30 protein-coding genes and 1 tRNA gene are annotated in these 26,352 nt (G+C 31.8%); 23 read left to right on the forward strand and 8 right to left on the reverse strand.

Annotation, left to right across the window (positions count from 1 at the left end):
* Positions 1-1,365: a glycine-rich domain-containing protein gene (locus AC1RRN_RS12400; RefSeq protein ID WP_492967607.1), complete on the forward strand. Its 1,365-nt coding sequence runs from the start codon at positions 1-3 to the stop codon at positions 1,363-1,365.
* A gap of 70 nt (positions 1,366-1,435) precedes the next feature.
* Here the strand turns inward: AC1RRN_RS12400 and AC1RRN_RS12405 are convergent, their stop codons facing one another.
* Positions 1,436-1,978 (reverse strand): DUF3575 domain-containing protein, encoded by a 543-nt coding sequence (locus AC1RRN_RS12405; protein WP_492967608.1) that lies wholly within the window; start codon positions 1,976-1,978, stop codon positions 1,436-1,438.
* 252 nt (positions 1,979-2,230) lie between these two features.
* Here AC1RRN_RS12405 and AC1RRN_RS12410 point away from each other — a divergent pair, with 252 nt between their 5' ends.
* From AC1RRN_RS12410 to AC1RRN_RS12440, 7 genes are all read left to right on the forward strand, one after another.
* Complete coding sequence (locus AC1RRN_RS12410; protein ID WP_492967609.1) at positions 2,231-3,367, forward strand: helix-turn-helix domain-containing protein; 1,137 nt, start codon at positions 2,231-2,233, stop codon at positions 3,365-3,367.
* Positions 3,368-3,521: 154 nt separating this feature from the next.
* Positions 3,522-4,607, forward strand: coding sequence for a serine hydrolase domain-containing protein (locus tag AC1RRN_RS12415; RefSeq protein WP_492967610.1), 1,086 nt, complete (start codon positions 3,522-3,524; stop codon positions 4,605-4,607).
* A gap of 356 nt (positions 4,608-4,963) precedes the next feature.
* Complete coding sequence (locus AC1RRN_RS12420; protein WP_492967611.1) at positions 4,964-5,587, forward strand: hypothetical protein; 624 nt, start codon at positions 4,964-4,966, stop codon at positions 5,585-5,587.
* Positions 5,588-5,673: 86 nt separating this feature from the next.
* Positions 5,674-6,330: a hypothetical protein gene (locus AC1RRN_RS12425; RefSeq protein WP_492967612.1), complete on the forward strand. Its 657-nt coding sequence runs from the start codon at positions 5,674-5,676 to the stop codon at positions 6,328-6,330.
* A 13-nt stretch (positions 6,331-6,343) separates the two neighbouring features.
* Positions 6,344-7,273 (forward strand): DUF2268 domain-containing putative Zn-dependent protease, encoded by a 930-nt coding sequence (locus AC1RRN_RS12430; protein WP_492967613.1) that lies wholly within the window; start codon positions 6,344-6,346, stop codon positions 7,271-7,273.
* 85 nt (positions 7,274-7,358) lie between these two features.
* Positions 7,359-7,730 (forward strand): hypothetical protein, encoded by a 372-nt coding sequence (locus AC1RRN_RS12435; RefSeq protein ID WP_492967614.1) that lies wholly within the window; start codon positions 7,359-7,361, stop codon positions 7,728-7,730.
* Between the two features lie 98 nt (positions 7,731-7,828).
* A complete protein-coding gene (locus tag AC1RRN_RS12440) occupies positions 7,829-8,134 on the forward strand; it encodes a hypothetical protein (protein ID WP_492967615.1) in 306 nt (101 codons plus the stop codon).
* 168 nt (positions 8,135-8,302) lie between these two features.
* Here the strand turns inward: AC1RRN_RS12440 and AC1RRN_RS12445 are convergent.
* Positions 8,303-8,380 (reverse strand) — tRNA-Val (locus AC1RRN_RS12445).
* A gap of 179 nt (positions 8,381-8,559) precedes the next feature.
* Positions 8,560-9,786 (reverse strand): bifunctional folylpolyglutamate synthase/dihydrofolate synthase, encoded by a 1,227-nt coding sequence (locus AC1RRN_RS12450; protein ID WP_492967616.1) that lies wholly within the window; start codon positions 9,784-9,786, stop codon positions 8,560-8,562.
* Between the two features lie 132 nt (positions 9,787-9,918).
* Between AC1RRN_RS12450 and AC1RRN_RS12455 the strand changes: the two genes are divergently transcribed.
* Both AC1RRN_RS12455 and AC1RRN_RS12460 read left to right on the forward strand, forming a co-directional pair.
* On the forward strand, positions 9,919-10,614 hold the full coding sequence (locus AC1RRN_RS12455) for a MotA/TolQ/ExbB proton channel family protein (RefSeq protein WP_026983009.1): 696 nt from the start codon (positions 9,919-9,921) through the stop codon (positions 10,612-10,614).
* 3 nt (positions 10,615-10,617) lie between these two features.
* Positions 10,618-11,013 (forward strand): ExbD/TolR family protein, encoded by a 396-nt coding sequence (locus AC1RRN_RS12460; RefSeq protein WP_056246122.1) that lies wholly within the window; start codon positions 10,618-10,620, stop codon positions 11,011-11,013.
* Between the two features lie 423 nt (positions 11,014-11,436).
* On the opposite strand, the gene AC1RRN_RS12465 is transcribed toward AC1RRN_RS12460, so the two are convergent.
* The 3 genes from AC1RRN_RS12465 to AC1RRN_RS12475 all read right to left on the reverse strand — a co-directional run bounded on the left by AC1RRN_RS12465 (position 11,437) and on the right by AC1RRN_RS12475 (position 14,596).
* Positions 11,437-12,339: an energy transducer TonB family protein gene (locus AC1RRN_RS12465; RefSeq protein ID WP_492967617.1), complete on the reverse strand. Its 903-nt coding sequence runs from the start codon at positions 12,337-12,339 to the stop codon at positions 11,437-11,439.
* Positions 12,340-12,651: 312 nt separating this feature from the next.
* Positions 12,652-13,878 carry a Glu/Leu/Phe/Val dehydrogenase dimerization domain-containing protein gene (locus AC1RRN_RS12470; RefSeq protein ID WP_072974896.1) on the reverse strand — a complete coding sequence of 409 codons (1,227 nt, stop codon included), beginning with the start codon at positions 13,876-13,878 and terminating at the stop codon, positions 12,652-12,654.
* Between the two features lie 142 nt (positions 13,879-14,020).
* On the reverse strand, positions 14,021-14,596 hold the full coding sequence (locus AC1RRN_RS12475) for a chalcone isomerase family protein (protein ID WP_492967618.1): 576 nt from the start codon (positions 14,594-14,596) through the stop codon (positions 14,021-14,023).
* 486 nt (positions 14,597-15,082) lie between these two features.
* Between AC1RRN_RS12475 and AC1RRN_RS12480 the strand changes: the two genes are divergently transcribed.
* The 13 genes from AC1RRN_RS12480 to AC1RRN_RS12540 all read left to right on the forward strand — a co-directional run bounded on the left by AC1RRN_RS12480 (position 15,083) and on the right by AC1RRN_RS12540 (position 24,741).
* Positions 15,083-16,225 (forward strand): acyl-CoA dehydrogenase, encoded by a 1,143-nt coding sequence (locus AC1RRN_RS12480; protein ID WP_492967619.1) that lies wholly within the window; start codon positions 15,083-15,085, stop codon positions 16,223-16,225.
* Between the two features lie 109 nt (positions 16,226-16,334).
* On the forward strand, positions 16,335-17,012 hold the full coding sequence (locus AC1RRN_RS12485) for a Crp/Fnr family transcriptional regulator (RefSeq protein ID WP_492967620.1): 678 nt from the start codon (positions 16,335-16,337) through the stop codon (positions 17,010-17,012).
* A 90-nt stretch (positions 17,013-17,102) separates the two neighbouring features.
* On the forward strand, positions 17,103-17,699 hold the full coding sequence (locus AC1RRN_RS12490; RefSeq protein WP_492967621.1) for a peroxiredoxin-like family protein: 597 nt from the start codon (positions 17,103-17,105) through the stop codon (positions 17,697-17,699).
* A 6-nt stretch (positions 17,700-17,705) separates the two neighbouring features.
* Entirely contained in the window at positions 17,706-18,164 is a 459-nt protein-coding gene (locus tag AC1RRN_RS12495) for a YHS domain-containing (seleno)protein (RefSeq protein WP_492967622.1), read from the forward strand.
* A 6-nt stretch (positions 18,165-18,170) separates the two neighbouring features.
* Positions 18,171-18,557: a DoxX family protein gene (locus tag AC1RRN_RS12500; protein ID WP_492967623.1), complete on the forward strand. Its 387-nt coding sequence runs from the start codon at positions 18,171-18,173 to the stop codon at positions 18,555-18,557.
* A gap of 2 nt (positions 18,558-18,559) precedes the next feature.
* On the forward strand, positions 18,560-19,048 hold the full coding sequence (locus tag AC1RRN_RS12505) for a DinB family protein (RefSeq protein WP_492967624.1): 489 nt from the start codon (positions 18,560-18,562) through the stop codon (positions 19,046-19,048).
* Positions 19,036-19,746, forward strand: a complete 711-nt coding sequence (locus AC1RRN_RS12510) for an NRDE family protein (RefSeq protein ID WP_492967625.1) — start codon at positions 19,036-19,038, stop codon at positions 19,744-19,746. Before AC1RRN_RS12505 ends, AC1RRN_RS12510 begins: the two co-directional genes overlap by 13 nt.
* Before the next feature lie 11 nt (positions 19,747-19,757).
* Positions 19,758-20,792 carry a D-alanine--D-alanine ligase gene (locus AC1RRN_RS12515; RefSeq protein ID WP_492967626.1) on the forward strand — a complete coding sequence of 345 codons (1,035 nt, stop codon included), beginning with the start codon at positions 19,758-19,760 and terminating at the stop codon, positions 20,790-20,792.
* A 1-nt stretch (position 20,793) separates the two neighbouring features.
* Positions 20,794-21,453, forward strand: a complete 660-nt coding sequence (locus AC1RRN_RS12520) for a hypothetical protein (protein WP_492967627.1) — start codon at positions 20,794-20,796, stop codon at positions 21,451-21,453.
* A 26-nt stretch (positions 21,454-21,479) separates the two neighbouring features.
* A complete protein-coding gene (locus AC1RRN_RS12525; RefSeq protein ID WP_492967628.1) occupies positions 21,480-22,457 on the forward strand; it encodes a M20/M25/M40 family metallo-hydrolase in 978 nt (325 codons plus the stop codon).
* Between the two features lie 122 nt (positions 22,458-22,579).
* Positions 22,580-23,257, forward strand: coding sequence for an SDR family NAD(P)-dependent oxidoreductase (locus AC1RRN_RS12530; RefSeq protein WP_492967629.1), 678 nt, complete (start codon positions 22,580-22,582; stop codon positions 23,255-23,257).
* A 12-nt stretch (positions 23,258-23,269) separates the two neighbouring features.
* Positions 23,270-23,872: a SprT-like domain-containing protein gene (locus AC1RRN_RS12535; RefSeq protein WP_492967630.1), complete on the forward strand. Its 603-nt coding sequence runs from the start codon at positions 23,270-23,272 to the stop codon at positions 23,870-23,872.
* A 143-nt stretch (positions 23,873-24,015) separates the two neighbouring features.
* The gene (locus tag AC1RRN_RS12540) at positions 24,016-24,741 is read left to right on the forward strand and encodes a peptidase associated/transthyretin-like domain-containing protein (RefSeq protein WP_492967631.1); all 726 of its coding nucleotides are present in this window, start codon (positions 24,016-24,018) and stop codon (positions 24,739-24,741) included.
* Positions 24,742-24,828: 87 nt separating this feature from the next.
* Here the strand turns inward: AC1RRN_RS12540 and AC1RRN_RS12545 are convergent, their stop codons facing one another.
* Positions 24,829-25,590: an ABC transporter ATP-binding protein gene (locus AC1RRN_RS12545; protein WP_492967632.1), complete on the reverse strand. Its 762-nt coding sequence runs from the start codon at positions 25,588-25,590 to the stop codon at positions 24,829-24,831.
* Positions 25,590-26,336, reverse strand: a complete 747-nt coding sequence (locus AC1RRN_RS12550; RefSeq protein WP_072974880.1) for an MlaE family ABC transporter permease — start codon at positions 26,334-26,336, stop codon at positions 25,590-25,592. Before AC1RRN_RS12550 ends, AC1RRN_RS12545 begins: the two co-directional genes overlap by 1 nt.
* Positions 26,337-26,352: the final 16 nt, after the last annotated feature.

A 26,352-nucleotide genomic window follows, 5' to 3' on the forward strand; every position in this document is an offset into this window, starting at 1 on the left:
ATGGATACAATTCTTTGGAATACAGTTTTAAAATTTGAATTAGATAATCCAACTGATCGGTATGGATTTTTGACCAGATTGGCTTTCGAAAATAAATGGACACTTCATTTTGCCGAAACCGCTATTCTCGAATATAAAAAATTCATGTATCTCGCCGCTATTTCAAATGAAATGGTTTCACCTTCAGAAATTGTTGATATTGTCTGGCATCAGCATTTGATTTTTACTTCATCATATACTGATTTTTGTACTCTTTTTTCTAAAAGAATTGAGCATATTCCGTCAACTCATAATCGATCTGAAGCAGAAAAATTTCATAAAGCCAAAGGAAGAACAAAAGAATTGTATGAACAAAATTTCGGAAAACAACCAGAAGTAATCTGGGAGTTTGTTAACGAACTGGATTCTCTCCATTTAGAAAAAAGCTGGATTGAAATTGATATTCTAAAAAGAGTTTTTTTAGGATTATTTGCGATCCTTATTTTTCCGATTTATTATCTGATAAAACCTATTCTGATACAAATCGGAAATCCTGATTTTTTGATTCTCTACATTTTCTTTTTTGCAGGAATGATAGCTTTGTTAATGCTGTTTGCAAAAAAAGCTTTCAACTCATTTTATGAGAGCATAAAATCAAATTTTATCTTAGTAAACCTAAGTGCTTTTGAACTGGTTTTTCTTCAGCATAATAAATTAGAATTTGTTATTCACGGTGTCGTAAATAATTTAATCAGCAATAAGAAAATTGTTGTTTTGGCCAATAATAGATTAAACCTGATTGATGAAAGTTTAACCGATGACAAATTTGAAAATTGTGTTATTGAAATCATGAAGGAATACGAGCCAATGCCTTATCCGCAATTGTTTAAAATAGTAGCGCGAAATCCAGTATTTGAACAAATTGCAAAATCGGTTGGCAGAATTAGGAAAACTATTATAGACTCAAAACCATTTATGCAGATTATAAAAATTGTAATGCTAATTTTTGGCCTTTTGCTAAGCATTGGTTTTAGCAGAATTATTTCAGGAATTTCGAGAGATAAACCTATTACATTTTTACTATTTGCTGTTTTTGCTCTTTTAATAGTAAGTAAAATTTATTTTGACAAAATAGTAAATTACCTGTTTAGCAATATAATACCATTGATTTTTACAAATGAAAAATTGAATTCGGAAGTTGAAAAAGACTGGCAATGGAAATATTTTCTTTATGGAGAAGTAATATTGGTAAGTTCTTTTATTCCGCTCACAGGATATTTAAACAGAAATACAGATTCTGGTGGAGGATCTAGTTGCGGAAGTTCCTGCGGAAGTTCCTGCGGAAGTTCTTGTGGGAGTTCCTGCGGAGGTTGTGGTGGAGATTGATTTTTAAAAAGAAGAATTACTCAAAGGCCTCAGAATCAAATGACTTTAAAGGCCTTTATTATTGATTCAATTAAAATCGGTAGCCGACATTAACTCCAATTTTGTTTACAATAGTATGATCTGTTTTACTGGCATTGAACAATAAAGCACCATAACCAAGATTTGCTTCAATAAGAAATCCGCTTTTGGCAATATATTTCCAGCCTAAACCTGCGCCAAGTGCAAAGTCAATGACATCAGGATTTTCAGTAAATGTGGAATGATCTTGAGAATTGTATATTTTTTTGCCATCAATGGAAGTTAACATTCCAAATCCTTCGACAAAAAAACCTGCAGCATATTTCTTGCCGAAATACCTTCTGTAATAAGGAGAAAGAGAGTAATTCATGTCGTCGTTTATGTCATCGTTAAAAACATAGAAACCCGTAATTCCAAGGGATGATTTACTGTTTAAATGTCTTTCGTAAGTGGCCTGAATTGTTCCGGCTAAAGGACCAAGTACATTAAATTTAAATTCATTGTTTTTCGCATAAGGATCGACATTGGTTTCATTTTGAGCTTTCGCAGAAAAAAATGAAAACAGGATAACAGCTACCAATAAAGTTTTTCTCATAAATTAGATTTTTTAATGAGTAGTAAACATATAATAATTTGTTTCTGAAGATGTTAAACTGTGTTAATAGACTTGTTAAATAATGTGTAAAGTTAATTGGTGAAAATTTTACGAATCTCAATTAAAAAATGATTAGTAATTATTTTCTATTTCAAAAAAAGGTAATAAAGTGTAGTAAAATTATTTCTTATATTCGCTCGAAAGAAAATCCAAAGTAAGAAGCTAAACTTTCCTAAAAACAAAAAAAGATTAATGGATAAGATTAATTTATTGGTTACAATCTCTATAATAATAATTTTCATCTCATTATTTTTAGCATTGTTTTTACTTACAGTCAAAACAGAACATAAATTAAGTAATCGTCTTTTTACTTTTTTTCTACTTTTGACTGTAATAGATATTAGCGCAAATCTTGGCGATTTATTAGCGATGTCATTAAATGTCAGAATATTTATAAGCTTGTTCTTTTTCTTGCAGCTTCCCACTTTTTATTTATATGTCTTATCTGTCTGTTATTCTGATTTTAAGCTGAAAACGAGTCATTTAATTCATGCTATTCCTTTTTTAATAGCAAACCTAATTTTAATACCTCGTTTCTACGCTGTCAGTCTGGCTTCTAAAATAAGTTTTCTTTCAAACATCAGCAGTAGGTTTGAAATACAATTCAATCATATTTTTGTACATATTCAAATTATATTTTACATCATTGCAGCTTTTGTGATTTTAAGAAAAGCAAAAAAAATATACCTTGAAAATTATGCCGGAGCGAGTATTGAATCGCTTAATTGGTTATTTCAATTTACTGTAGCATTATCTGCTTTTTTTGTTATTGCTCTAATAAAGAACATTTTTAAGTTTACTGAATATCCTAATATTTCCAAAGGGTTAAAAGTTGGACTTTTAATATTTGAACTATTCGTTATTTTTTGGTATTTATATAAAGCACTAAATCATCCGGGGTTATTTAGAACTATTGATTCAAAATTAAAATTGATACAGGATATAATTTCTGAAGAGAAAAATAGCGGACAGTTAATTACAAATGAAAATGAATACAACGAAGAACTAGTGAAATTGCGACAATATATGATGGATGAAAAACCATTTCTTAATCCTTCGCTCACAATTCAGGATGTTTCTGCAGCAATTAAAATTCCTGTTCGGGATTTATCACTTTTAATAAATCATAAATTAGATCAGCATTTTTATGATTTTGTTAATTCTTATCGCATAGAAAATGCCATGGAAATTTTAAAAGATAATACAAAAAGTAAGATTACAATTTTAGAAATCTTATATGATGTTGGTTTTAATTCTAAATCTTCTTTTAATACGGCTTTTAAAAAACATACCGGAAATACGCCAACTATCTACCGCAAAAACCTGTAATATAGTGCTTTGTAATTACTCGTACTTATTTTTGAAAGTATTAGTACTTATTTTTTAAAACAAATGCGTTCGAGTATTTTTATTCGGTCGCATAGCTTTTTGTTCTCTCGCATATTTGTATCGAAATAAATTTTTAACCTTAAAATTCGATACCATGAAAACTTCAGTAAAATTTTTAGCAGTACTATTAGTAATAAGCAACTTTTCTTTTGGACAAGATATTTCTAAAAAAATTGATTCTATAATAAAGGATAATTATCAAAAAAATTCCAACGTTGGTATTAGTGTTGGTTTTATTAAAAACAATGAAGAATTTTATACTTCATATGGTAAATTGAATGCCGAAAGTCAAACAGAAATTAATAAAAACTCCCTATTTGAAATTGCATCAATTACTAAAATTTTAACCTCCAATCTAATTGCACAAGCAGTTGTTGAGAATAAAATAAAAGTAGATGATTATATAGATAACTATCTTCCAAAAGAGTATGTTTTACAAAAAAACCTTCAAAACAAAATAAAAATTTCAGATTTAGCGTCTCATCAATCTGGTTTGCCTGATATCGATTTTGGAAAGTTAATAGAACTAAATCCGCAACAGCCTGTAAGTAATATAACGCAGCAAACCTTAACAGATTTAATCAATAATTGCAATGAACTAAAAGATTACGGTAAATATCGTTATTCTACAATTGGATATACTTTACTCGGACAAATACTAGAAAAAGCATATGGCAAAAGTTATGATGCCATTATTAGAGAAAAAATAATCATACCCTTAAAAATGAAAAATACATTAACGAAAGATTTTAATGTAAAAAACATTACAACGGCTCACAATCCTGAAGGTGGTATTCAGGAATTCTTTAAATGGAATATTACGGCACCCGCGGGATTGATAAAATCGAATGCTGCTGATATGGTTATATATTTAAAAGCAGTTTTAAATAAAGAAACTACAGTGGGCAAAGCGGCAATAATTACAGAAAAAACCTTCTATAAAGTAGGGGAAAGGGAATTAGGATTGGGTGTAAATATTATGACAGATGATAAAAATACAATCTATATGAAATCAGGAGATTCTATGGGACAATCTTCAATTATATGTTATGATAGAACTAAAAACTGGGGAATTATAATTCTTCTGGATCAAAGAAATTCAAAAATGCGACAAAACCTGTTAGACAAAATTTATGATACGGTTTTGAAAAATATACAATCAGATAAAGCGAATTTGTAATCTCTTTTAAAAACAATAAATAAATTTTTATATGATGCATTTAAAAACTCCTTAAGCAATTAAGGAGTTTTTTTGTTGGCTATTGGAGTCTTTATTTATATTCTCCAGAAGATTTTAGTAAAGGAATACTTAAAATGAAAATTTAAAATGATCATACTTGTAATTATATATTATATTCGTTAAAAGATTTAATGTAACACTTTATTGTTTTGTGGAAATGAAAAAAATAATAATTAATCAGTTAAAAGCTATTGTGTTTCAAATTGGTATGTTTTTTAGAAGTTGTAAGTTCTTGGAATTATGAATTGGAGTTTCTAACACTTTTAAAAATGAACAAATAAAAACAATACTTTTTAATGAATGATAAATTAACTTTTCCCCTTGTAATTCATCCAAAATCAACAACAGTAGAGCAGTTTATAGGTTTGTTTTTATTTGCTTTTATTTTGGGCTCCTTTACTTATGGGCTTTTTACCAGTCAGGTCATATATTGTTTAAGTTTACCATTTGGCTTTTTTGCAATAGCGACATATAATTATTTTACAGATTATAAATTCACAACATTAAAAACAATTCAAAAAAATAAATTTATTTGCTTTAGTGAAAATGAAGTAAAAATTTGGAAAAATGGGGAATATGTTTCTTATGATTGGAATGAATTAGAAAGTATAGAAATATACTTAATTGCCTTTAAAAATCAATGGAAAGACAGTGATGATAAGGTTTATGATGGAATTGAAAATTATATAGAATTCACTTTTCAGGATATAATTTATAAATATCATTTTTATGTTGAAACACACAAAGAATTCAATTTTTTATGGGATTATTTTGAAAAAATAATTCTGCCAAAATTATATGAATCCAAAAAGATTAAAAATGAGAGTATCATTATATCACAATTAGATTATACAGAATTGCAAAGATTTAAAACAAAATACAATATAAACAGATTCACGGATTTTGTCTATTTCAACTAACTAAAGTATGATCTGGTTATAGGTATTTTTCTACCGAGTGTTTTTTATTTACAATATTCTACCGAGTCTTCACAAACTTTAAAAAAATGAAAAAAACTATTATAGTATTGATTTTAGCAACAACCGGATTTTTTTCCTGTAAGCAAGATAGTAAAGCAACGCCAAATACTGTTGATAAGGTAAAGAATGTCCAAAGTAAAAATAATTATGATAAAAGCATTTACAGTAAATACAAGTATACTGATGCTAAAGGTGCAAGTATAATAATAGAAAACAGCTTGCCAAAAGGCGGAATAAGATATACTGACGCTAAGGGCGAGGAATATATTTATGCTATATTTTGGACGCGAATAATGAATGAAACAGCTAATCCTCTTGAATTGAAAATTGACTTTCCTGTGGATTCCTACGAGATTCCGGCTTTACCAGGTAAGTATTATAAAATAGTGATTCCATCCGACACGCTTACAATGGAGAAAATACCCTTGTTTAATTATGGCTTGACAGATTTAGAGCCTTTTTTAGATAAAAATATCCATAAATCGTCTTCGTTGAAAAGAACGATTAATCCAAAAGAATCAAGCGGTTTTTATGTAGTAACACTTCGCTTAATTGGAGGAACACAATATGGTGCTTTGCGAACAGAACTTCGTTTACAAGGACAAAATCTTTTTTATAAAATTAGGGATAAGGAAATTCTTTGTGGAAGTATTAATTTGAAAAATTTAACGTTAAAGAAATAAACATAAAGCTGTTATGAAGCCAAACCTTATTATCACAACATTTCTTCTAATTTTTTCTAATTTCCTTTTTGCACAAAGTAATTTCTCTGACAATCCTTTAGATGCCGTTTTCGAAATAAAAGATGCAAAAAATTTTTGGGAAGCATTTGACAAAATGGATAAATCAAAACAAAATCCGTTTATTGAATACATGCAAAAAGGTTCTCCGGGTGTTAAGGGATTTACTGAAAACAGAATAATCAATGCCGACTCACTTTTTGCAGTTGTGAAAAAAAGAAAAGCAGATTATGAACTTTCAAGAAATGTTTTGGATGGTATTTCTTCGAAGGAAAAGAGAGTAAGAGCCATTTATAGTGCCTTAAAATATTGGTATCCAAAGGCAAAATTTCCGCCAATATATTTTGTTTATGGAAGATTTAATTCAGGCGGAACTTCTTCTCCTGACGGAATTATCATTGGAACTGAAAAACTTCAAAATCTGGATGGCGTTTCAGGTTTAATCGCGCACGAACTTATCCATTATCAACAAAAAATTGAAGGCAAAGATATGTTGCTGAAATGGTGTTTGCTGGAAGGAGGCGCCGACTTTATGGGTGAACTTATTTCAGGAGAATCAATAAATAAGTTTGAATACAAATATGGAAATCAAAACCTGGATAAATTAGGTCAGGAATTTGTAACGAGATTGAAAAATCCTGATTATCAGGATTGGTTATATGGAACCTCCAAGAAAGACGACAGACCAAATGATTTAGGATATTGGATGGGTTATAAAATAACAGAATCGTATTTCAATAAACAAAAAGACAAACAAAAAGCAATTGACGAAATATTAAATATAAAAGACCCAATGCAGTTTTTAAAGCAAAGTGGTTTTTTAGATGCCTATATTAATAAGTATCAAAAATCAAAAAAAGAAAGTTTTGATGAGTTTTTTAAATAACAAAAGGAAAAGCGCTGTGAGAAAAATACTTTTTTTAATTTTTATCTTTATTTTTCAAAGTTGTTTTTGCCCCAAAAAACATGATATGGAATTTGATAATATCAATAAAACTATTAAAGTTGTATCTGAAGATTATTATATAGATAATATAAAGATTGTTGAATATATTCAGAAAGAAAATTATATTGAATTAATTGACTCAAATTATATTGAAATCAATAAAAGAGGAACAATTATAAACAACAAAATAGATTTACTAGCAATCAATAAAAATTACAAAACTACAGGTAAGCCAATTAAAGATGTATTAAAGAAAAAAAATATTGCTTTTTATATTTGGATTGTGAATCCTAAACTTAAAAAGAAGGATACTAATTATGGCGCACTTGCAGAGTTTGTTCTTGATAGTACTAGTAAACAAAGAATTATTTTTGAATCAAATGGAGGTTGTAAATAGATAAAAAGTTACAATGCCATTCTTTGTCTAAAGAAGTAAGTTTAATGGCAAGTGACATAAAATGAAGAATAATAATATTGCTAAAAAAATATAAAAAAATGAAAAATCAACAGGATTCTCAAAATATAATTTTGCTGACCATTTTATCATCTATTGTTATATTTTTCAATTTCTTTTTTTCAATTATTACAGGTCCACAAATAGCGCACTATATAAATATTTGTGTATTGCTTTTTACTTTTACTGCAATATGGATTTTAATGAAAAATAAATCGTTTAATCTTAAGCGTTCAATTGTATATATTATCGTTAACCTGTCTTTAGGTTTATTGGCGGCTAACTTTAAATATGGATACACAGGTTGGCATTACGTAAATTTATTTACAATAGTTAGACCAAATTGAAGTAAATGTATTTGATTGGAGATTAAAGAGACCAAGTACTAACGTATACTACAACGAATTTGAACTGCTTGCGTGGATTTGTAATTCGCACTCGTAACAATTGTGATGCAGCATAATTCCAGAGAAAAAATAAGCATAAAAAAACTCCTTAATTTCTTAAGGAGTTTTTGGTGGGCGATGAGGGGTTCGAACCCCCGACCCCCTCGGTGTAAACGAGGTGCTCTGAACCAGCTGAGCTAATCGCCCTATTTTACTAGGTTGCTGTCATTTCGTGATTGCGAGTGCAAATATACGCTAGTTTTCGAGTTCTGCAAAGAAAATCCGTGAAATATTTGAACTTTTTTTAATAAAACTTATATCTCACTGGCATTGAATTTATTATAAAAGTAGATTTTTTGAACTTTTTAATATAAATATGCTTTTCGTTATTGCAATGGTAATTCTGCTACGACAAAAGTGCTTCCTCCAACATAAATAAAATCATTTTCTGATGCATTTTTCCTCGCAGCAGCAAAAGCAATTTCAACCGAATCGTATTTTTCTCCACTTAAATCATATTTTTGAGCAGTTTCTTTTAAGATTTCAGTAGCTAAACCTCGCGAAGAATTGGGTCTGCAAAAATAATATTGCGCTTTTTTAGGAAAGAGTGGTAAAATAGAATCCAGGTCTTTATCATTGACAACGCCTAAAACAATATGTAAATTTTCAAAAGTCTCTTTTTGGATTTGGTTCATCACAACTGCCAATCCGTGTTTATTGTGTGCCGTATCGCAAATAATTTTCGGATTTTCGCCAAGCTGCTGCCATCTTCCTTGTAATCCCGTATTTTTTACGGTGTTTAATAAGCCCTTTTTTAGGTTATCAATAGAAACTTTAAAATCGGTTTGTGAGTTTAAAACAACAACGACCTGTTGAACCGTTTTTTTATTATGAAACTGGTAATCGCCCAACAAATCAGACGGAAAAACGCCGGAAATTAAATCAGCAGCAAAATAAATAGGTGCATTGTTTTCTTTTGCTTTAGCTAAAAATACAGCTTCCGTTTCCTCCGTATATTCTCCAATTACGACAGGAACATTTGGTTTTATAATTCCCGCTTTTTCACCTGCAATTGCTGTTAGCGTATTTCCTAAAAACTGCATGTGATCTAAATCGATGTTAGTGATTACTGAAACCAAGGGTGTGATAATATTCGTCGCGTCTAGTCTTCCTCCCAAACCAACTTCAATAATCGCAATATCTGTTTTTTCAGAAGCAAAATAATCAAAAGCCAAACCAACAGACATTTCGAAGAAACTCATATCGTTGGCTTCAAAAAAGCTTTTGTGTTTTTCGATAAATTCAATAACAAAATCTTCAGAAATATCTTCCCCATTAATTTTAATTCGTTCTCTAAAATCTTTTAAATGCGGCGAAGTATACAATCCAACCTTATATCCCGCTTCCTGCAAAACAGAAGCCAGCATATGCGAAGTCGATCCTTTGCCATTGGTTCCGGCAACGTGAATACATTTTAATTGATTTTGTGGATTATCAAGATGTGCCGCCAGTATTTTAATATTGGTTAAATCTTCTTTGTATGCCGAAGCGCCTTGAAGTTGATACATCGGAAGTTGATTAAACATCCAGTTTGTGGTCTCTTGATAGTTCATTTATTTTGGATAAAATAGTTGTAGATTGAAATAATTTCCGTTTTTTTTAGTTTTATATTTACAGCGAAAATTATCTTTATTGCAAATTTCAAATATTTTTTACAATTAATTATTAAAAACCAGAATTAATATATGTTTAGTTTTATTCAACAACAAACAGATACCATTGCAAACGCAGCATCTAACGTAGTTATCGAAAAAATTGCACCAAATACCGAAATCTCAGTTTTAGGATTTATCTTAAAAGGAGGTTTTTTTCTGATTCCAATCGCTATTTTATTGTTTTACACGATTTATATCATTTTTGAACGCTACTTATATATCAGCAAAGCGTCTAAAATTGACAGTCGATTAATGCAGGATGTTGGTGATAAACTAAATGCTGGAAATATTGAATTGGCCAGAACAATTGTAGAAAGAAGTGATACAGCTGCAGCAAATATTTTGAAAGAAGGTGTTCTTGTAATCGGAAGACCAATTGCAGAGATTGAATCCAACATGGACCGCGCCGCAGATATTGAAATTGGTGAAATGGAAAGACGTTTAGGGCATCTTGGACTTATTGCCGGTATCGCACCAACTTTAGGTTTCATCGGAACGATTTCTGGAGTTATCAAGATTTTCTACAGCATTTCAGTTACAGAAAATATTAGTATCGGAAACATTTCAGGAGGTTTATATGAAAAAATGATCAGTTCAGGTTCTGGATTAATTGTAGGTATTATTGCTTATAGTGCGTACCACTTATTAAACGGAAAAATTGATGATTTTGCTTTAAAAATTCAGAAACAGATTTTAGAATTTGTCAATATAATTCAAAGAGCATAAGGTATGTCTATTAAGAGAAAAAGAAGATTTCATGCCGAAGTGGCGACGTCATCCTTAAGTGATATTATGTTTTTCTTGCTGTTGTTTTTCCTTATTATTTCAACGCTTGCAAATCCGAATGTTATTAAAATGACTTTGCCAAAAGCGAAATCAAATGAAAAAACAAACAAACAGTTAATCAGTTTATCTGTCACTGAAGATAAAAAATTCTACATCGACAAAGAACCGGTCGATTTCGAAAATCTGGAAACCAGTTTAATGTCTAAAATAGGAGCAGACAAAGATCAGACAGTTGTAGTTCGTATTCCGTTTAATCTGCAGGTACAAGATCTGGTAGATGTATTGCAAATAGGAGTGAAGAACAATTTGAAGTTTGTAATTGCTACAAGTCCGAAATAGATTTATCATCAGGGCGTGACCACAATAAAAAAATGGGCCAATCAGCATAACGTTGATTCGCCCATTTTTTTATTGCGGTCGGGCTATACGGGCTACTGCGGTAGCTTCCTTCTATCCCTCACGCGGAAAAAAGAGAGAGCATAGAACATAGAATAAAGAGGCAAGAGGCAAGAAGAAAGAGAATAGGGGAAGGGAAAAGTAGTATTAAAGTATGTTATTGCAAGGAACGAAGCAATCTCACTTAGTATGTGACACGATCTTGTCATTTCGACGAAGGAGAAATCACATAAAGCATAGACACACAGTACGTCGCTCTCTGGATGTGATTTCTCCTTCGTCGAAATGACAAAAATGCGAATACAAAAGGCTTTCTGAAATGTTTCAGAAAGCCTTTTTATATAATCAAATTCGTGAGAATTCGTTCTAATTCAAACTAAAATTATAAATAATCTTACCCGTTTGTTTTACAGGGGCATTATCATCTGGTGCCCATTTTGTATTCATTGCTGCTATTCTTGCCTGGTCTAACAAACAGCTTGCTGTATTTGTAGTTCCTTTTATTCCAGGTGTCGCACTTATTGTTTTTCCATTTTGATCAACAGTCACTTCAACCACAACTTTTCCCTCTTCGTTACAAGTGTATTTTGGTGCGGGTTTCGATAATGCTTTTCGGTTTCCAAGAGAATATCCCGATCCTCCGCCAGAACCACCGCCGCTTCCGGCTCCGTAACCGCTTCCGGTACCAATACCATTTCCGGTTCCGTTTCCTCCGCCTGTTCCGCCACCAGAACCTCCGCTACCGTAATAACCGTTAGAACCTAAACTTCCGCCTGCTTTTCCTTTGTTTCCTGCTACTTTATCACCGCCGTCTCCGCCCTTGTTTGATCCTTTCATAATGCTCGATAAAGCATCATTAGTAGAATTAGAAACTTTTGGTTTTTCAGGAACTGGTTTTGTAACCGGTTTTTCAACAGGAGTTGGTTTTTTTGGTTTTTCTTTTACGGGAATAACAACATCATTAACATCGTCTGCTGTATTTTCTTGAGTTATAATGGCTTCGTCTGGAGTTGATTTTGCAGGAGTCGCTTTTGCTTCGTTTTTTACATTTAAAACTTCACTTTTATAATTCGCTCCGGAACCTAAATCGCTGTCGCCAAAATTTACCGTAACGCCGCCACCGCCACCGCCTTCGGCAAGAGCTACATTGTTTTCCGGATTATATGGAGGCCAAAAGCGTATAAAAAACAGCAATAGTATAATGACTGCATATATCGCCGTGGTGAGTAGTAATGATTTCTTTTGATCTGAAGAAATAGTGGAACTCATTATGATTCTGAATTTTGTATTGTATCTTATTAAAAACGTTTAAAAGTACTAAAAATTGTTTAGAATGAAAGGGCTGTGCCGAATTTAACCGCAAAGGTCGCAAAGATCTACGCGAAGTTCGCAAAGTTTTTTAATCCGTTTTTATCCGTGCAAATCTGTGGCGAAAATTTCGTAGCAAAGCCCGCAAAGCTAAGTTTTGCGAACCTTGCGTAGATCTTTGCGAACCTTGCGTAGATCTTTGCGAACCTTGCGGTTAAGCCAAAAAAAACGAGCTAAATAATTTAGCCCGTTTCGAATGAAAGTATAAAAAAATTATACTAATTGTTTCAATGCAATTTCAAAAGCTGTTGCACTAATATTTGTTTTTGATGGATTCAAAGCGTGGGCTTTTACAATCGCATTTTTTATAATTTCTGAAGTATCATTAAAGATCGCCTCATCTGTCATTTGCACTTTTTTCTCCATAAAATAAGCAAAAACTCTCGCCATTCCGCAGTTTGAAATGAAATCCGGAATCAAACTTACTTTATGATCTACTTCTTCCATAATTGATCCGAAGAAAATTTCTTTGTCAGCAAAAGGAACATTCGCACCGCAAGAAATTACTTCTAGTCCGTTTGCGATTAAACTGTCGATTTGAGTTTGTTGTACCAATCTTGAAGCGGCGCAAGGTGTGAAAATTTCAGCACCAATAGTCCATATTTTAGAATTGATTTCTTCAAACGGAATCATATTCTCAGCAACTAATTTGTTTCCGTCTTTATTTAAAAACAACGTTCTGATTTCTTCAAAAGAAAAACCTTCTTCATTGATTAATCCACCATCACGGTCAATAATTCCGATAACTTTGGCTCCCATTTCAGCTAAATAAAAAGCGGCTGCAGAACCAACATTTCCAAATCCCTGAACGATTGCTTTTTTACCTTTAATGTCACCACCATACGTATTGTAGAAATGACGAACCGCTTCGGCAACGCCATAACCTGTAATCATATCGGCAACAGTATATTTTCTGGTTACATCTGGTGAAAATTTAGGGTTTTCGATAACCTTAATAACTCCTTGACGCAATTGACCAATTCTATTGATTTTGTCAGCTTCAGTTGGTTTAAAATGCCCGTTGAAAACACCTTCCTGCGGATGCCAGACACCACATTCTTCCGTCATTGGGATAACTTCATGGATTTCATCAACATTCAAATCACCACCCGTTCCGTAATAACTTTTTAATAAAGGTGAAACGGCTTTGTACCAACGTTGTAAAACTCCTTTTTTACGAGGATCGTTTGGATCAAAATTAATTCCAGATTTAGCGCCTCCAATTGCAGGACCGGAAACTGAAAATTTAACTTCCATTGTTTTAGCCAAAGAAAGAACTTCGTTCATATCCAAGCCTTTTCTCATTCTTGTTCCACCTCCTGCGGCTCCTCCACGAAGTGAATTAATTACTGTCCAACCTTCTGCTTCTGTTTCAGAATCTTTCCAGTTAAAAACAATTTCAGGTTCTTTATTTTCAAATTGCTGTAATAAATCTTTCATTTTGTTGTGATATGTTTATTTTGTGTAAAAGTATAAAATAGAATAATGCGAATAATGTATTTTATAGCAATTTTATTTAAAGAAAAAAAGAAAGCCGAAAACGTTATGTTTTCGGCTTTAAATTTTTATGAAGTTTAGAAAATTATATTCCTAATAAATGCTTTTTCAAAGTTTCGTCAACTGGTTTATCAGAAAGCCAGATTCCGAATAATGCTTTTTTGAAATCAAACCCTGGAATTTTCCCTTTTACTACGTCATTTTTAATAACGTTTACTGTTTGGTCAAATGGATTGTACCATAATAAGAAAACATCTTTTTCAGTAATTGGGTCGCTTAACAGTGTTTTAAACTGCTCAATTCTTGGTCTTAATTCTTCAAGATTACTTCCTGCAGATTTTTCAAAACCGGTATTCATTGCTTTTGTCAATTTGTTTGAAGAAACCATAGATGAGGTAATTTCAATTCTAATTGCCATTTCAGTATCACTATCAATGATGAATTTAGGATCCTGACTTAGTTGTGATAAATACAGAGCCTGAACATAAACTTCCAACCACATTTTTGATCTTCCGCCAGCTCCGTTAAGTTGCATTGTTTTACTTTGAATTTCAATTTTTCTAGGAACTGTTACGCCATTAACTTCTAACTGAGTTTGCGCAGAAACAGTTGAAAATTGTAAACTTAAAAGTAGGGTAAGTACAAGTAAAATCTTTTTCATAAGTGTCGATATAATAATTTTTAGGCAAAAATAATGTTAATTTATTAATATTTAGTTGTTCCTTAGTATGTTTTTTTATTCTAAATTTTTATTTTTTTTAACGTATTAGTTTAATAATCAATTTAGTAAGAGTTGTTTTACGTACAAATACGCGTTTTAAGAATTGTTTAATCTTTTTCGGAACAATTTTTTACTAAAATTTTTTAGTAATGCTGTTTTAATGCGCAATTATATTCTTAAATTTTAGAGAAAAACTTGCAAGATTAATGCTTCTGCACCAAAATTTCCGAATTATTACGAAAACGTTATCGTAATTGTTGCCGATCTATTAATTTTATATGCACGCATTGTTAATTTGACTTTTAAAAATTATCTTTGGAAGCCATTAAAAGCAAGAACAAATAAAAAAACATAAAACCAAATCATCTCTATTAACGAAGTTTTTTCGATTTTGGTTTCTAAAAAACAATAAAATAAATTAAGACTATGGATTTCAATCTTACCGAAGAGCATTTAATGATTCAACAAGCCGCCAGAGATTTTGCCCAAAACGAATTGTTACCAGGTGTTATTGAGCGTGACGAAAAACAAATTTTTCCGACCGAGCAAGTAAAAAAAATGGGGCAGTTAGGATTTATGGGAATGATGGTTGATCCGAAATATGGTGGAAGCGGACTTGATGCTATATCATATGTAATTGCAATGGAAGAAATTTCTAAAGTTGATGCTTCAGCTTCTGTAGTAATGTCGGTTAACAATTCATTAGTTTGCTGGGGTTTACAAGAATATGGAACGGAAGAACAAAAACAAAAATATTTACCAGGTTTGGCTTCGGGAGAAATTCACGGTGCATTTTGCTTAAGTGAACCAGAAGCGGGAAGTGATGCTACTTCTCAAAAAACTACTGCTATTGACATGGGGGACCATTATTTAGTAAATGGAACCAAAAACTGGATTACAAATGGTAACACAGCTTCGGTTTATTTGGTAATTGCACAAACACATCCTGAGAAAAAGCATAAAGGAATCAATGCTTTGATCATGACGAAAGATATGCCAGGTTTTTCAATTGGACCAAAAGAACAAAAAATGGGAATCCGTGGTTCTGATACTCACTCTTTAATGTTTAGTGATGTAAAAGTTCCAAAAGAAAACAGAATTGGTGAAGACGGTTTCGGATTTAAATTCGCTATGAAAACGTTAGCAGGAGGAAGAATCGGAATTGCATCTCAGGCTTTAGGAATTGCTTCCGGAGCTTATGAATTGGCTTTGAAATATTCTAAAGAAAGAAAAGCTTTTGGAACAGAAATCTGTAATCACCAGGCTATTGCTTTCAAATTGGCAGACATGGCGGTTAATATTGAAGCAGCGCGTCATTTGTGTATGAAAGCGGCTTGGGATAAAGACCAAAATAAAAACTATGATGTAAGTGGAGCGATGGCAAAATTATTTGCTTCGCAAGTAGCAATGGATACGGCTGTTGAAGCAGTTCAGATTCACGGTGGAAACGGTTACGTAAAAGAATATCACGTTGAACGTTTTATGCGTGATGCTAAAATTACTCAGATCTACGAAGGAACTTCTGAAATTCAAAAAATCGTAATTTCAAGATCAGTTATCGCAGGATAATTTTCTTCTACAAAAAATAAAAGAACAAAACCCTTTTAGACTTCTCTGTCTGAAAGGGTTTTTGTTTGCTTCTTAATTTGGCTACCTTTACATAAAGAAAATTGTTTTTATGTACGAAGAATTAAAGTATTGGTATTTGCGTGATCATAAGTTGTTCAGGACTTTGAGCTTTTCTCAAATTAAACAATTATGCATTATTACAGGTTTTAAAAAAGCTTCAAAAGGCGAAATTATTTATTTTTCATCTTCAGATGTGCCTCGTATATTTTTACTTAAAAAGGGAAATATCAAAATTGTTGCTGTCGATGACAATGGCAATGAAACCATTAAAGACATTATTCAAAAAGGAGATTTGTTTGGTGAATTGACTTTAGAAACCGATGATAAGAATGAAGAATATGCAAAAGTCCTTTCTGAGGATGTTGCAATCTGCAGTTTTTTAATGTCTGATTTTGAAGATTTATTATTGAGAAATCCAAGTTTGGCGCTTTCGTATACCAAGTTTGTGGGTTTAAAAATGAAACGCATTAAAAACAGTTATTCTAATTTGATTTCTAAAGATGCCAAAACGCGATTGTATCAGTTTCTAAAAGACTGGGCTGAGAAAGAAGGAACTGTAAATGGAAACGCGGTGACAATCGAAAATTATTTAACCCAAAATGATATTGCCCAGATTATTTGTACTTCAAGGCAAACCGCCACGCAATTGCTGAATGAAATGGAAGCGAACCATCTTTTAAGTTACAACAGAAAAGAAATTGTTATTCAGGATATTACCAAATTATAATTATTTTAGGCGAAGTGTAAATTAGCCGACATTTTGTTTTTTCATAGTGAAGTAGTTTTACATCATCAAAAAGATGTAAAACCTTAAATTATGAAAAAATTACTTTTTATTTTTTTAGTAACCATTACTACGGTTGCTAATGCGCAAAACGCAGTTCCCAAATCTGCGACGGATATTGCTCCTTTATTAATAGGAGAGAAAATTTCAAACATTATTTTAAAATCATCTGAAAATGCAGATGTTCAACTTTCTGATTTACTGAAAAAGAAAAAAAGCGTTTTAGTTTTTTATCGCGGTGGATGGTGTCCGTATTGCAATTTGCATTTACAGGCTTTGGCTGAAGCCGAAAAACAAATTCTGGATCAGGGATTTCAAATTATTGCCATAAGTCCTGATTCTCCTGCAAATTTGAAAATTACAGAAGAAAAGGATAAAGTAAAATACACCTTGCTTTCTGATTCAAAAGGAGAATTAATTAAGGCAATCGGAATTGCTTATGAAGCTCCGGAAAACTATAAATCAGTAATTAACGTAAATTCTAATGGAGTCAATACTAACTTCTTACCGGTACCTTCTGTTTTTGTAGTAAACACGGAGAATGAGATTCTGTTCGAATATATTTCACCAGATTTCAAACAGCGTATTTCAGCAGAATTGTTGGTTTCAGTATTAAAAAATTTAAAATAAATAAAGATGAAAAAGTTAGTAGTATTAGTATTGGTTTTGATTTCAGGAATTTCATTTGCCCAAAATGATGCAAAAAGAATTAGTCAGTATAATTTAGAAAATAAAGTTGCCATTTTGGGTTATGATCCGGTTGGATATTTTACTCAGGGAAAAGCCATTAAAGGGAAGAAAGAGATTTCGACATCTTACCAGGGTGTAACATATCAATTTTCTTCAAATGGAAATAAAGAAACGTTCTTGAAAAATCCTTCAAAATATGAACCTCAATATGGTGGATGGTGTGCTTATGCGATGGGAAGTGCCAATAAAAAAGTAGAAATAAATCCGGAGACATTTAAAATTATCGATGGAAAACTCTATTTGTTTTACAACGCTTATTTTAATAATACATTAAAAAGCTGGAATCCTGACGAAGCTAATTTAAAAGTTAAGGCAGATAATAACTGGAAAAAAATGTATAAATAAAGAGTCATGAAAAAGGAAATTATAAAATGGATTTTCAGAATAGTGGCTTCTGGAATTTTACTGCAAACGCTGTTTTTTAAATTCAGCGGGGCAGAAGAAAGTATCTATATATTTTCAACTTTAGGAATAGAGCCTTACGGCAGAATTGGTTCCGGAATAGCGGAATTGATTGTCGCGATTTTAATTTTAATTCCGAGAACAACCTGGATCGGCGCTATTGGCGCCGTCGGGATAATGACTGGTGCTATTGCATCACATTTATTTGTCTTAGGAATCGAAGTTAAAAATGATGGAGGATTGCTTTTTGGCCTGGCCGTCATTACTTTATTAAGTTGTTTAGTACTGCTTTATTTCGATAAAAATAAATTGTTTAATATTCTAAATTTAAAATAGTTATGTTGTTAAAATCAATACGCCACAGTTTAGATGAACTAATTTATCTATTAGATCAATTGTCTGACCAGGATTATTCAAAATCCTGTCAGGCATTAAGTAATGCCACAATTGGGGAACACACCCGCCATATTTTGGAGATGTTTCAATGTCTTGAAAATAGTTATGATTTAGGAATTTTAAATTACGACAATCGCGAACGAAACAACCAGATTCAAACCGAAACCGAATTTGCCAAACAATGTATTGTTGCCATAAAAATGGGTTTGAATAGCGAGAACAAAATAATTTATCTCGAACAAGTCATTGACGGACTCAATATTAGAATTCAAAGTAATTATTATAGAGAATTGCTTTATAATCTGGAACATTGTATTCATCATCAGGCTCTGATAAAAGTGGCTGTGCTACAATTCGAGAATATTTTGGTTGATGAAAATTTTGGCGTAGCGCGTTCCACTATTGAATATAGAAAACAATGTGTACAGTAAGTTTTGTAAATAGTCATGAAGGTATAATTATTACCTCAAATCGCGATGAAAAAGTGATTCGTCCGAGTGCTGTTGCGCCTAAAAATTATTGCCAAAATGGTAAAAACATTATGTATCCAAAAGATGCAAAAGCAGGAGGAACCTGGTTTGTAATTGATGAAAACAGAACTGTTTTAGTGCTTTTGAATGGTGGAAAAATTAAACACGTACCAGAACTTTTTTACAGAAAAAGCAGAGGATTAATTGCTTTGGATATTATTTCAAGTGAATCGCCAAAGGATTTTTGGAATCAGATTAATCTCGAAGATATCGAATCATTTACTTTGGTTTTGTATCAGCAGGATGAATTATATGAACTAATCTGGGATGGTTTTGCTAAAGAGAAAACGCTATTAGATGCAAATGAAAATCATATTTGGTCATCTGTTACCTTATATCCGAAGGAAATCAGACAGAAAAGATCAAATTGGTTTTTTGATTTTATGAAATATAAAAAAGAAATTTCAGCTTCAGAAATGCTCGATTTTCATCGGAATACTGAACGCGGCGATTCAGAAAATGGTTTAGTGATCAATAGGGAAAATGTATTGAAAACATTAAGTATAACGCAAGCAGTAATTGATAAAAATAAATGTGTTTTACGGTATTATGACTTGATTAAAACACAAGAATTTTTGTCCTCTTTTATTAGTATTTAAAAATTGTACCAATGAAATTATTTATCCATAAAATCAGCAATTGGGAATATTGGCCATTTCAGGTTTTGTATTTTCCTATTTATTTTCTTTGGGCTTATTATGCCATCAAAGCAAGATCCATTTTCTTCTTTAACGCATCAAATCCAAAAATAAAAAATGGCGGATTTATGATGGAAAGTAAGAAGCAGATTTATGATTTGCTTCCCAAAAAATATTATCCAAAAACTATTTTAATTCGGGAAAATACTGATTTAAAGAAAATCGTGGATTTGGTTGTAGAAAAAGAAATCTATTTTCCTTTAATCGCAAAACCGGATATTGGTTTGAGAGGATCAGGCGTGAAAAAAATCAAAACAGTTTTAGAACTAAAAGAATATGCTGAAAAAGCAAATTTCGATTTTCTTATACAGGATTTGATTCCGTTTCAAAATGAAGTTGGTATTTTTTACGTACGCCATCCACTTCAAAAAAAGGGAAAAATTACCGGAATAGTTTCGAAAGAATTTTTAATTGTTAAAGGTGACGGTAAATCGACAATTGAAACTTTAATCAAACAAACTCCCAGATTTGAATTACAGTTTGATGTTTTAAAAGAAGAATATGGAGATCAGTTGTATCACATTTTACATAAAGGAGAAACGATAAATTTGGTTCCGTTTGGGAATCATTCTCGTGGTGCAAAATTTCTTGACGGAAGTGATATGATTACGACTAAATTAACCGCAATGATGAATGAAATCGCCATTCAAATTCCGGAATTCTATTTTGGACGTTTTGATATTATGTACAACACTTTTGAAGAATTAGAACGTGGAGAGAATTTTCAAATCGTCGAACTCAATGGTGCGGCGAGCGAGCCCACACATATTTACGATCCCAAACATTCAGTTTGGTTTGCCTGGAAGGAACTGGCGAGACATATTACTTATATGTATGAAATAAGCGTTGAAAATCATAAAATGGGAGTGCCCTATTTAGATTATAAAGTGGGAATGCGGGAATACAGATTGCATTTGGCACAAAATAATAAGATAATGAATTTTTAAAATGAAAAGGTTAAAAAACATATCAGTCGGATTTGTGGTGAGTTTTTTGGGATCAATTCCACTGGGATATTTGAATCTGGCCGGTTTAGAAATTTACTCAAAATCCGGTCTTCATAATCTGATTTTCTTTTTATTCGGAATCATTTTTGTAGAGACGTTTGTTATTTATTTCACTTTACTTTTTGCAAAACAACTTGTAAAAAACAATAAATTAATGAAGATAATAGATTTGTTTTCGGTTGGATTTATGTTTGTTTTGGCTTTTGTTTTTTATTCAAATTTTAATCATACGGCAAAATCAAATTCTAATTTACGAGATTATTTATTGTATTCTCCTTTTATAATCGGCGTCGTTTTAAATGGATTTAATTTTTTACAATTGCCTTTTTGGACAAGTTGGAATTTATATTTGCTTAACGGAAAGTATATTACCATCGAAAGAAAGTTAAAATATTATTATATTGCAGGAACTTTGATTGGGATTTTTTTAGGAATGTTGAGTCTGATTTTAGTATTACAGGCTATTTTTCAAAAAACAAATCAGTTTTCAAAGTACGTGATGCCTGTTTTTATTCCGCTATTTTTTATTGTTTTAGGAAGTATTCAGGTATTTAAAGTGTATAAAAAATATTTTAAACCTGCTGCGGCTTTAGAAATGTAGTTTTCTGAAGTCTAAATACTTCAGTTATGAAAAAACTTTACTTTCTACTTTTTCCGTTGGTTTTATTAAGTTGTAAATCAAATCCTTCTGCAACACCCGAAAAATCATCTCAATCAGATTCAAAACCTTTAGAGATTTCTTATAAAGTGCAGGAAACTGAAGTTTCAGATTTCTTAAAATATCTTTCTTCAGATGAATTAGAAGGTCGTGAAACCGGAACAAAAGGAATTGAAAAAGCAGCTGTTTTTTTAGAAGATTTTTTTAAGAAGAATAATATAAAACCTTATTTTAAAACGTATCGTGATACATTGACCAATTTTAAATCGCCGGCATACAATATCGTCGGAGTTTTAGAAGGAACAGATCCGATTTTAAAAAAGGAATTTGTTGTGTTAAGTGCGCATTACGATCATATTGGACTGGAGAAAAAAAAGCAGGATGATGTAATTAATAACGGAGCAAATGATGACGCTTCGGGTGTAACGGTTGTTGCAGAAATGGCGAAATATTTTGCAGAGACAAAATCGAACAAACGCAGTATTCTTTTTGTGTTTTTTGCCGGAGAAGAAAAAGGGCTTTTAGGTTCTAAAAGTTTGGTTCCAAAACTTCAAAAAGATAATTTTAATTTATATACCCAATTGAATATTGAAATGGTTGGTGTGCCAATGAAACGCGATTATTTGGCTTATATTACGGGTTTTGATAAATCGAATATGGCAGATAAAATAAATGAATATACGGGTAAAAAGACAATTGGTTTTTTGCCAAAAGAAGCTGAATATAAGTTGTTTTACAGATCTGATAATTATTCGTTTTACGAGGCATTCAAAAAACCTTGCCAGTCGATAAGCACTTTTGATTTTGAGAACTTCGATTTTTATCACCATGTTTCAGATGAATTCAAAGTAATGAATATTCCGCATATGACTTCTTTTATACAGGAATTATTGCCCGCTGTGACCAAAATTGCGTCAACGCCAACAGAAGAAATTACAATGAAATAATAATCTTCCTTTTTATTGGATTTGCTTATTTTTGCTTCATTAAATCGCCATGATTCCAAATTAAAAAACTGGACAAAGAATGGCGATTCTATATTCCATTAAAAAAGAAATAGTATCTCCATATGAAAAATATTATCGTTACCGGAACAAGCAGAGGAATTGGATACGAATTGGCATTGCAGTTTGCGAATGCCGGACATCAGGTTTTGGCGATTTCCAGAAAAATACCCCAGACGCTTTTAGCGCATCAAAATATTACTTGTCTTTCAGTTGATTTGTCTGATGAAAGTGCTTTAAATGAAGTTGATCATTTTCTTTCTTCATCATGGAAAAGAATAGATGCAGTTGTGCATAATGCAGGTGCCTTATTATTGAAGCCTTTCGCAGAAACAACACAAGCTGATTTTGAAAGTATTTATAAAGTGAATGTTTTTGCTGTTGCCAATCTTACCCGAATCTGTTTGCCTTATCTTCAAAAAGGAAGCCATGTAGTAACGATTAGTTCAATTGGTGGTGTGAGAGGAAGTTTGAAATTTGCAGGTTTAGCTGCTTATAGTTCAAGCAAAGGTGCTGTTATTACGTTAACCGAATTATTAGCAGAAGAATATAAAGAAAAAGGAATCTCATTCAATGTTCTGGCTTTAGGCTCTGTTCAGACAGAAATGTTAAACGAAGCTTTTCCGGGATATCAGGCACCAATTTCAGCAGAAGGAATGGCAACTTATATTTATGATTTTACTCTTAACGGAAATAAATACTTTAATGGAAAGGTGTTGGAAGTTTCGTCTACTAATCCTTAATTAATAATTATTTTGAACGAAACACTTGCAAGATACATACCCGAGCATGCCGTAAAGCCTGTTTTTGAATTGATTGTTGCCAATCAGGTTCATCTGAAAATCGTGAATGAGCGCCAGACGCGTCATGGCGATTACAGACGCGGGCATACTGGTAAGCATGAAATAACAGTAAATGCAAGTTTAAATAAATATCGGTTTTTGATCACGTTAATTCATGAGATTGCGCATTTGGTTGCTTTTGAAAAGTTTGGACGAAACATAAAACCGCATGGAGACGAATGGAAATTTACATTTCAACGTTTGATGGTTCCGTTTATTCGGCCTGAGATTTTCCCAGGGCAGTTACTTCCGTTGTTAGCGAGGCATTTTAAGAATCCTTCTGCAAGTAGTGATACCGATACTACTTTATCTTTGGCTTTAAAACAATATGATGCGCAGAATGATAAAAATTACGTTTTTGAGATTCCATACGGAAGTGTTTTCCGAATCAAAAATGGTAAAATATTTAAGAAACTAGCAGTGCGAACCAAACGTTTTGAATGTATCGAAATCAGTTCTGGTAAAACCTATCTTTTTAATCCAAATGCTGAGGTAGAATTAATCAATATTCAATAAGAAATTCCAAAAAAGAAATCCCAAATTCCAAGCTTGAAAAATTGGACTTTGGGATTTTTTATTAAAATTTGGATTTACGTAATCTTAATGTGCGGATTGTCTTATGTTTATAAAATTATTGTATTTTTAGAAAAACTATTTTTATGAGAAATAAACTATTACTGTTTGTATTGATGTTTGCGCTAATGGGCTGTAAAAAAGATGCAGTATTAATTTCATCCGGAATTGAAACCCGTGTTTTTGGCAAACTCACAGATTATCGTGATAAACCGATTTCTAATTTAAAAATTAAAATAGCCGAATATAAGGTAACATATAGTGGTAGTTATTTGGTCTCTCACGAAGATCGTGAATTTATAGACTGGGTTGATTCGACTTATACGAATACGAACGGCAATTATGATTTTACTTTTAAAACAAGTGGCAAAGGTAATTTTTATACATTATACATTGGAGAAGAGGCAAAAGTAAATGAACCACAAGTTTCATGGCATCCTCTTATTATTGATATTACTGAGAGTTCAAATGACATGAAATATCTTGGCAAACAATTTGAATTTAATTCGATTAATCTGATTTCACTATATCCATGTCATATCACTTTTAAGATAGATAATGTCGAAACGTTTCCTTTGGCACCTGTCAGCGAATTCACAAACTATTCTGATTTATATAATTTGACAGCTAATGGAACTTTTGATAGGACTTTTTATATACAGCAATATAGTAAAGAAACAATTACTGTGGGGAGACGTAAGAATGGAATTTTTCAGACTGCTAAATATGAACTTCCGGCTAGTAATGTTGAGATCGCAACGTATCATACTATAATAATTCAAGAAGCTGATTTTAAAGATGTAAAGCAATAAAAGCAATAATTCCAATAAAAAAATCCAAATTCCAATTTGATTTAAGATTGGATTTTGGATTTTTTTTTATTGAAATTTAAAACGATTTTAACCTTTCAAATAAGCTTCTCTTACTTTTTTAAACAGATTAGAAGAATAAACAAATTTGACAATGTCTTTATTGTCCGTTCTAAAAATTTCTTCTTTAGTTCCCTGCCAGGCTTTTAAACCTTTTTTAAGGAAAACGATGTTTTCTCCAATTTCCATAACGGAGTTCATATCGTGGGTATTGATTACTGTTGTAATATTATATTCTTCAGTAATTTCCTTAATCAGATTATCAATCAAAGTAGAAGTATTTGGGTCTAAACCAGAGTTCGGTTCATCACAAAACAAATACTTAGGATTATTTACAATCGCACGTGCAATCGCCACACGTTTTTGCATTCCTCCAGAGATTTCTGAAGGCAATTTTTTATGTGCATCAACTAAGTTTACTCTTTCTAAAACAAAGTCAACACGTTCTTTAATTTTGGCTTTATTGTCTTTTGTAAACATTCTTAACGGGAAAGCGACATTTTCTTCAACAGTCATTGAATCAAATAATGCACTTCCTTGAAAAACCATTCCAATCTCCGTTCTTAATTCTCTTTTTTCATCCGGATTTAAATCAGAATAAACGCGTCCGTCAAACTCAATTGTACCGGAATCCGGTGTGTGAATTCCTAACAAAGTTTTTAATAAAACTGTTTTTCCGGATCCACTTTGTCCAATAATCAAGTTGGTTTTTCCAGTTTCAAAAACGGTCGAAACGCCTTTTAAAACTCTACTGTCACCAAATGATTTTTCTATGTTTTTTACTTCTATCATTATCCTAATAATAATTGAGTTAATATATAATTAAAAAGAATAATACAAACAGATGTCCATACAAATGATACTGTACTAGCTTTACCAACTTCAAGTGCTCCACCTTTCATGTAATATCCGTGAAAAGATGGAATTGTAGCTAATAACATTGCGAAAATTAAAGTTTTAATGAAAGCATATGTAATATGAAAAGGAATAAATTCCATTTGAGCACCCTGAATAAAATCCTGACTAGTCGAAAAACCTCCATATGCACAAGCAAGCCATCCGCCAAAAATTCCCAGAAACATACTAATTCCAATTACAAAAGGATACATTAATAAGGCTACTATTTTTGGAAAAACAAGATAGTTTAATGAATTAACTCCCATAACTTCTAAAGCATCAATTTGTTCGGTAACGCGCATTGTTCCGATACTTGAAGTGATATAAGATCCCATTTTACCGGCCATAATTACCGAAATAAAAGTAGGAGCAAACTCCAGAATTACAGATTGACGTGTAGCAAAACCAATTAAATATTTTGGAATTAAAGGATTAGTTAAATTTAGTGCGGTTTGAATAGCGACAACTCCTCCGATAAAAAAGGAGATAAAGCAAACGATGCCAAGAGAGTCAATTATTAAATCATCGATTTCTTTGAAAATCAATTTTTTCATAACAGACCATTTAGTCTGTTTATTGAAAATTTCTTTCAACATTAAAAAATATCTTCCTATTTGAGATAAATAACGAATTAGCATCATAGTTTTTGAAATATTG

Source organism: Flavobacterium sp. GW821-FHT11G01 (genome assembly GCF_058808175.1).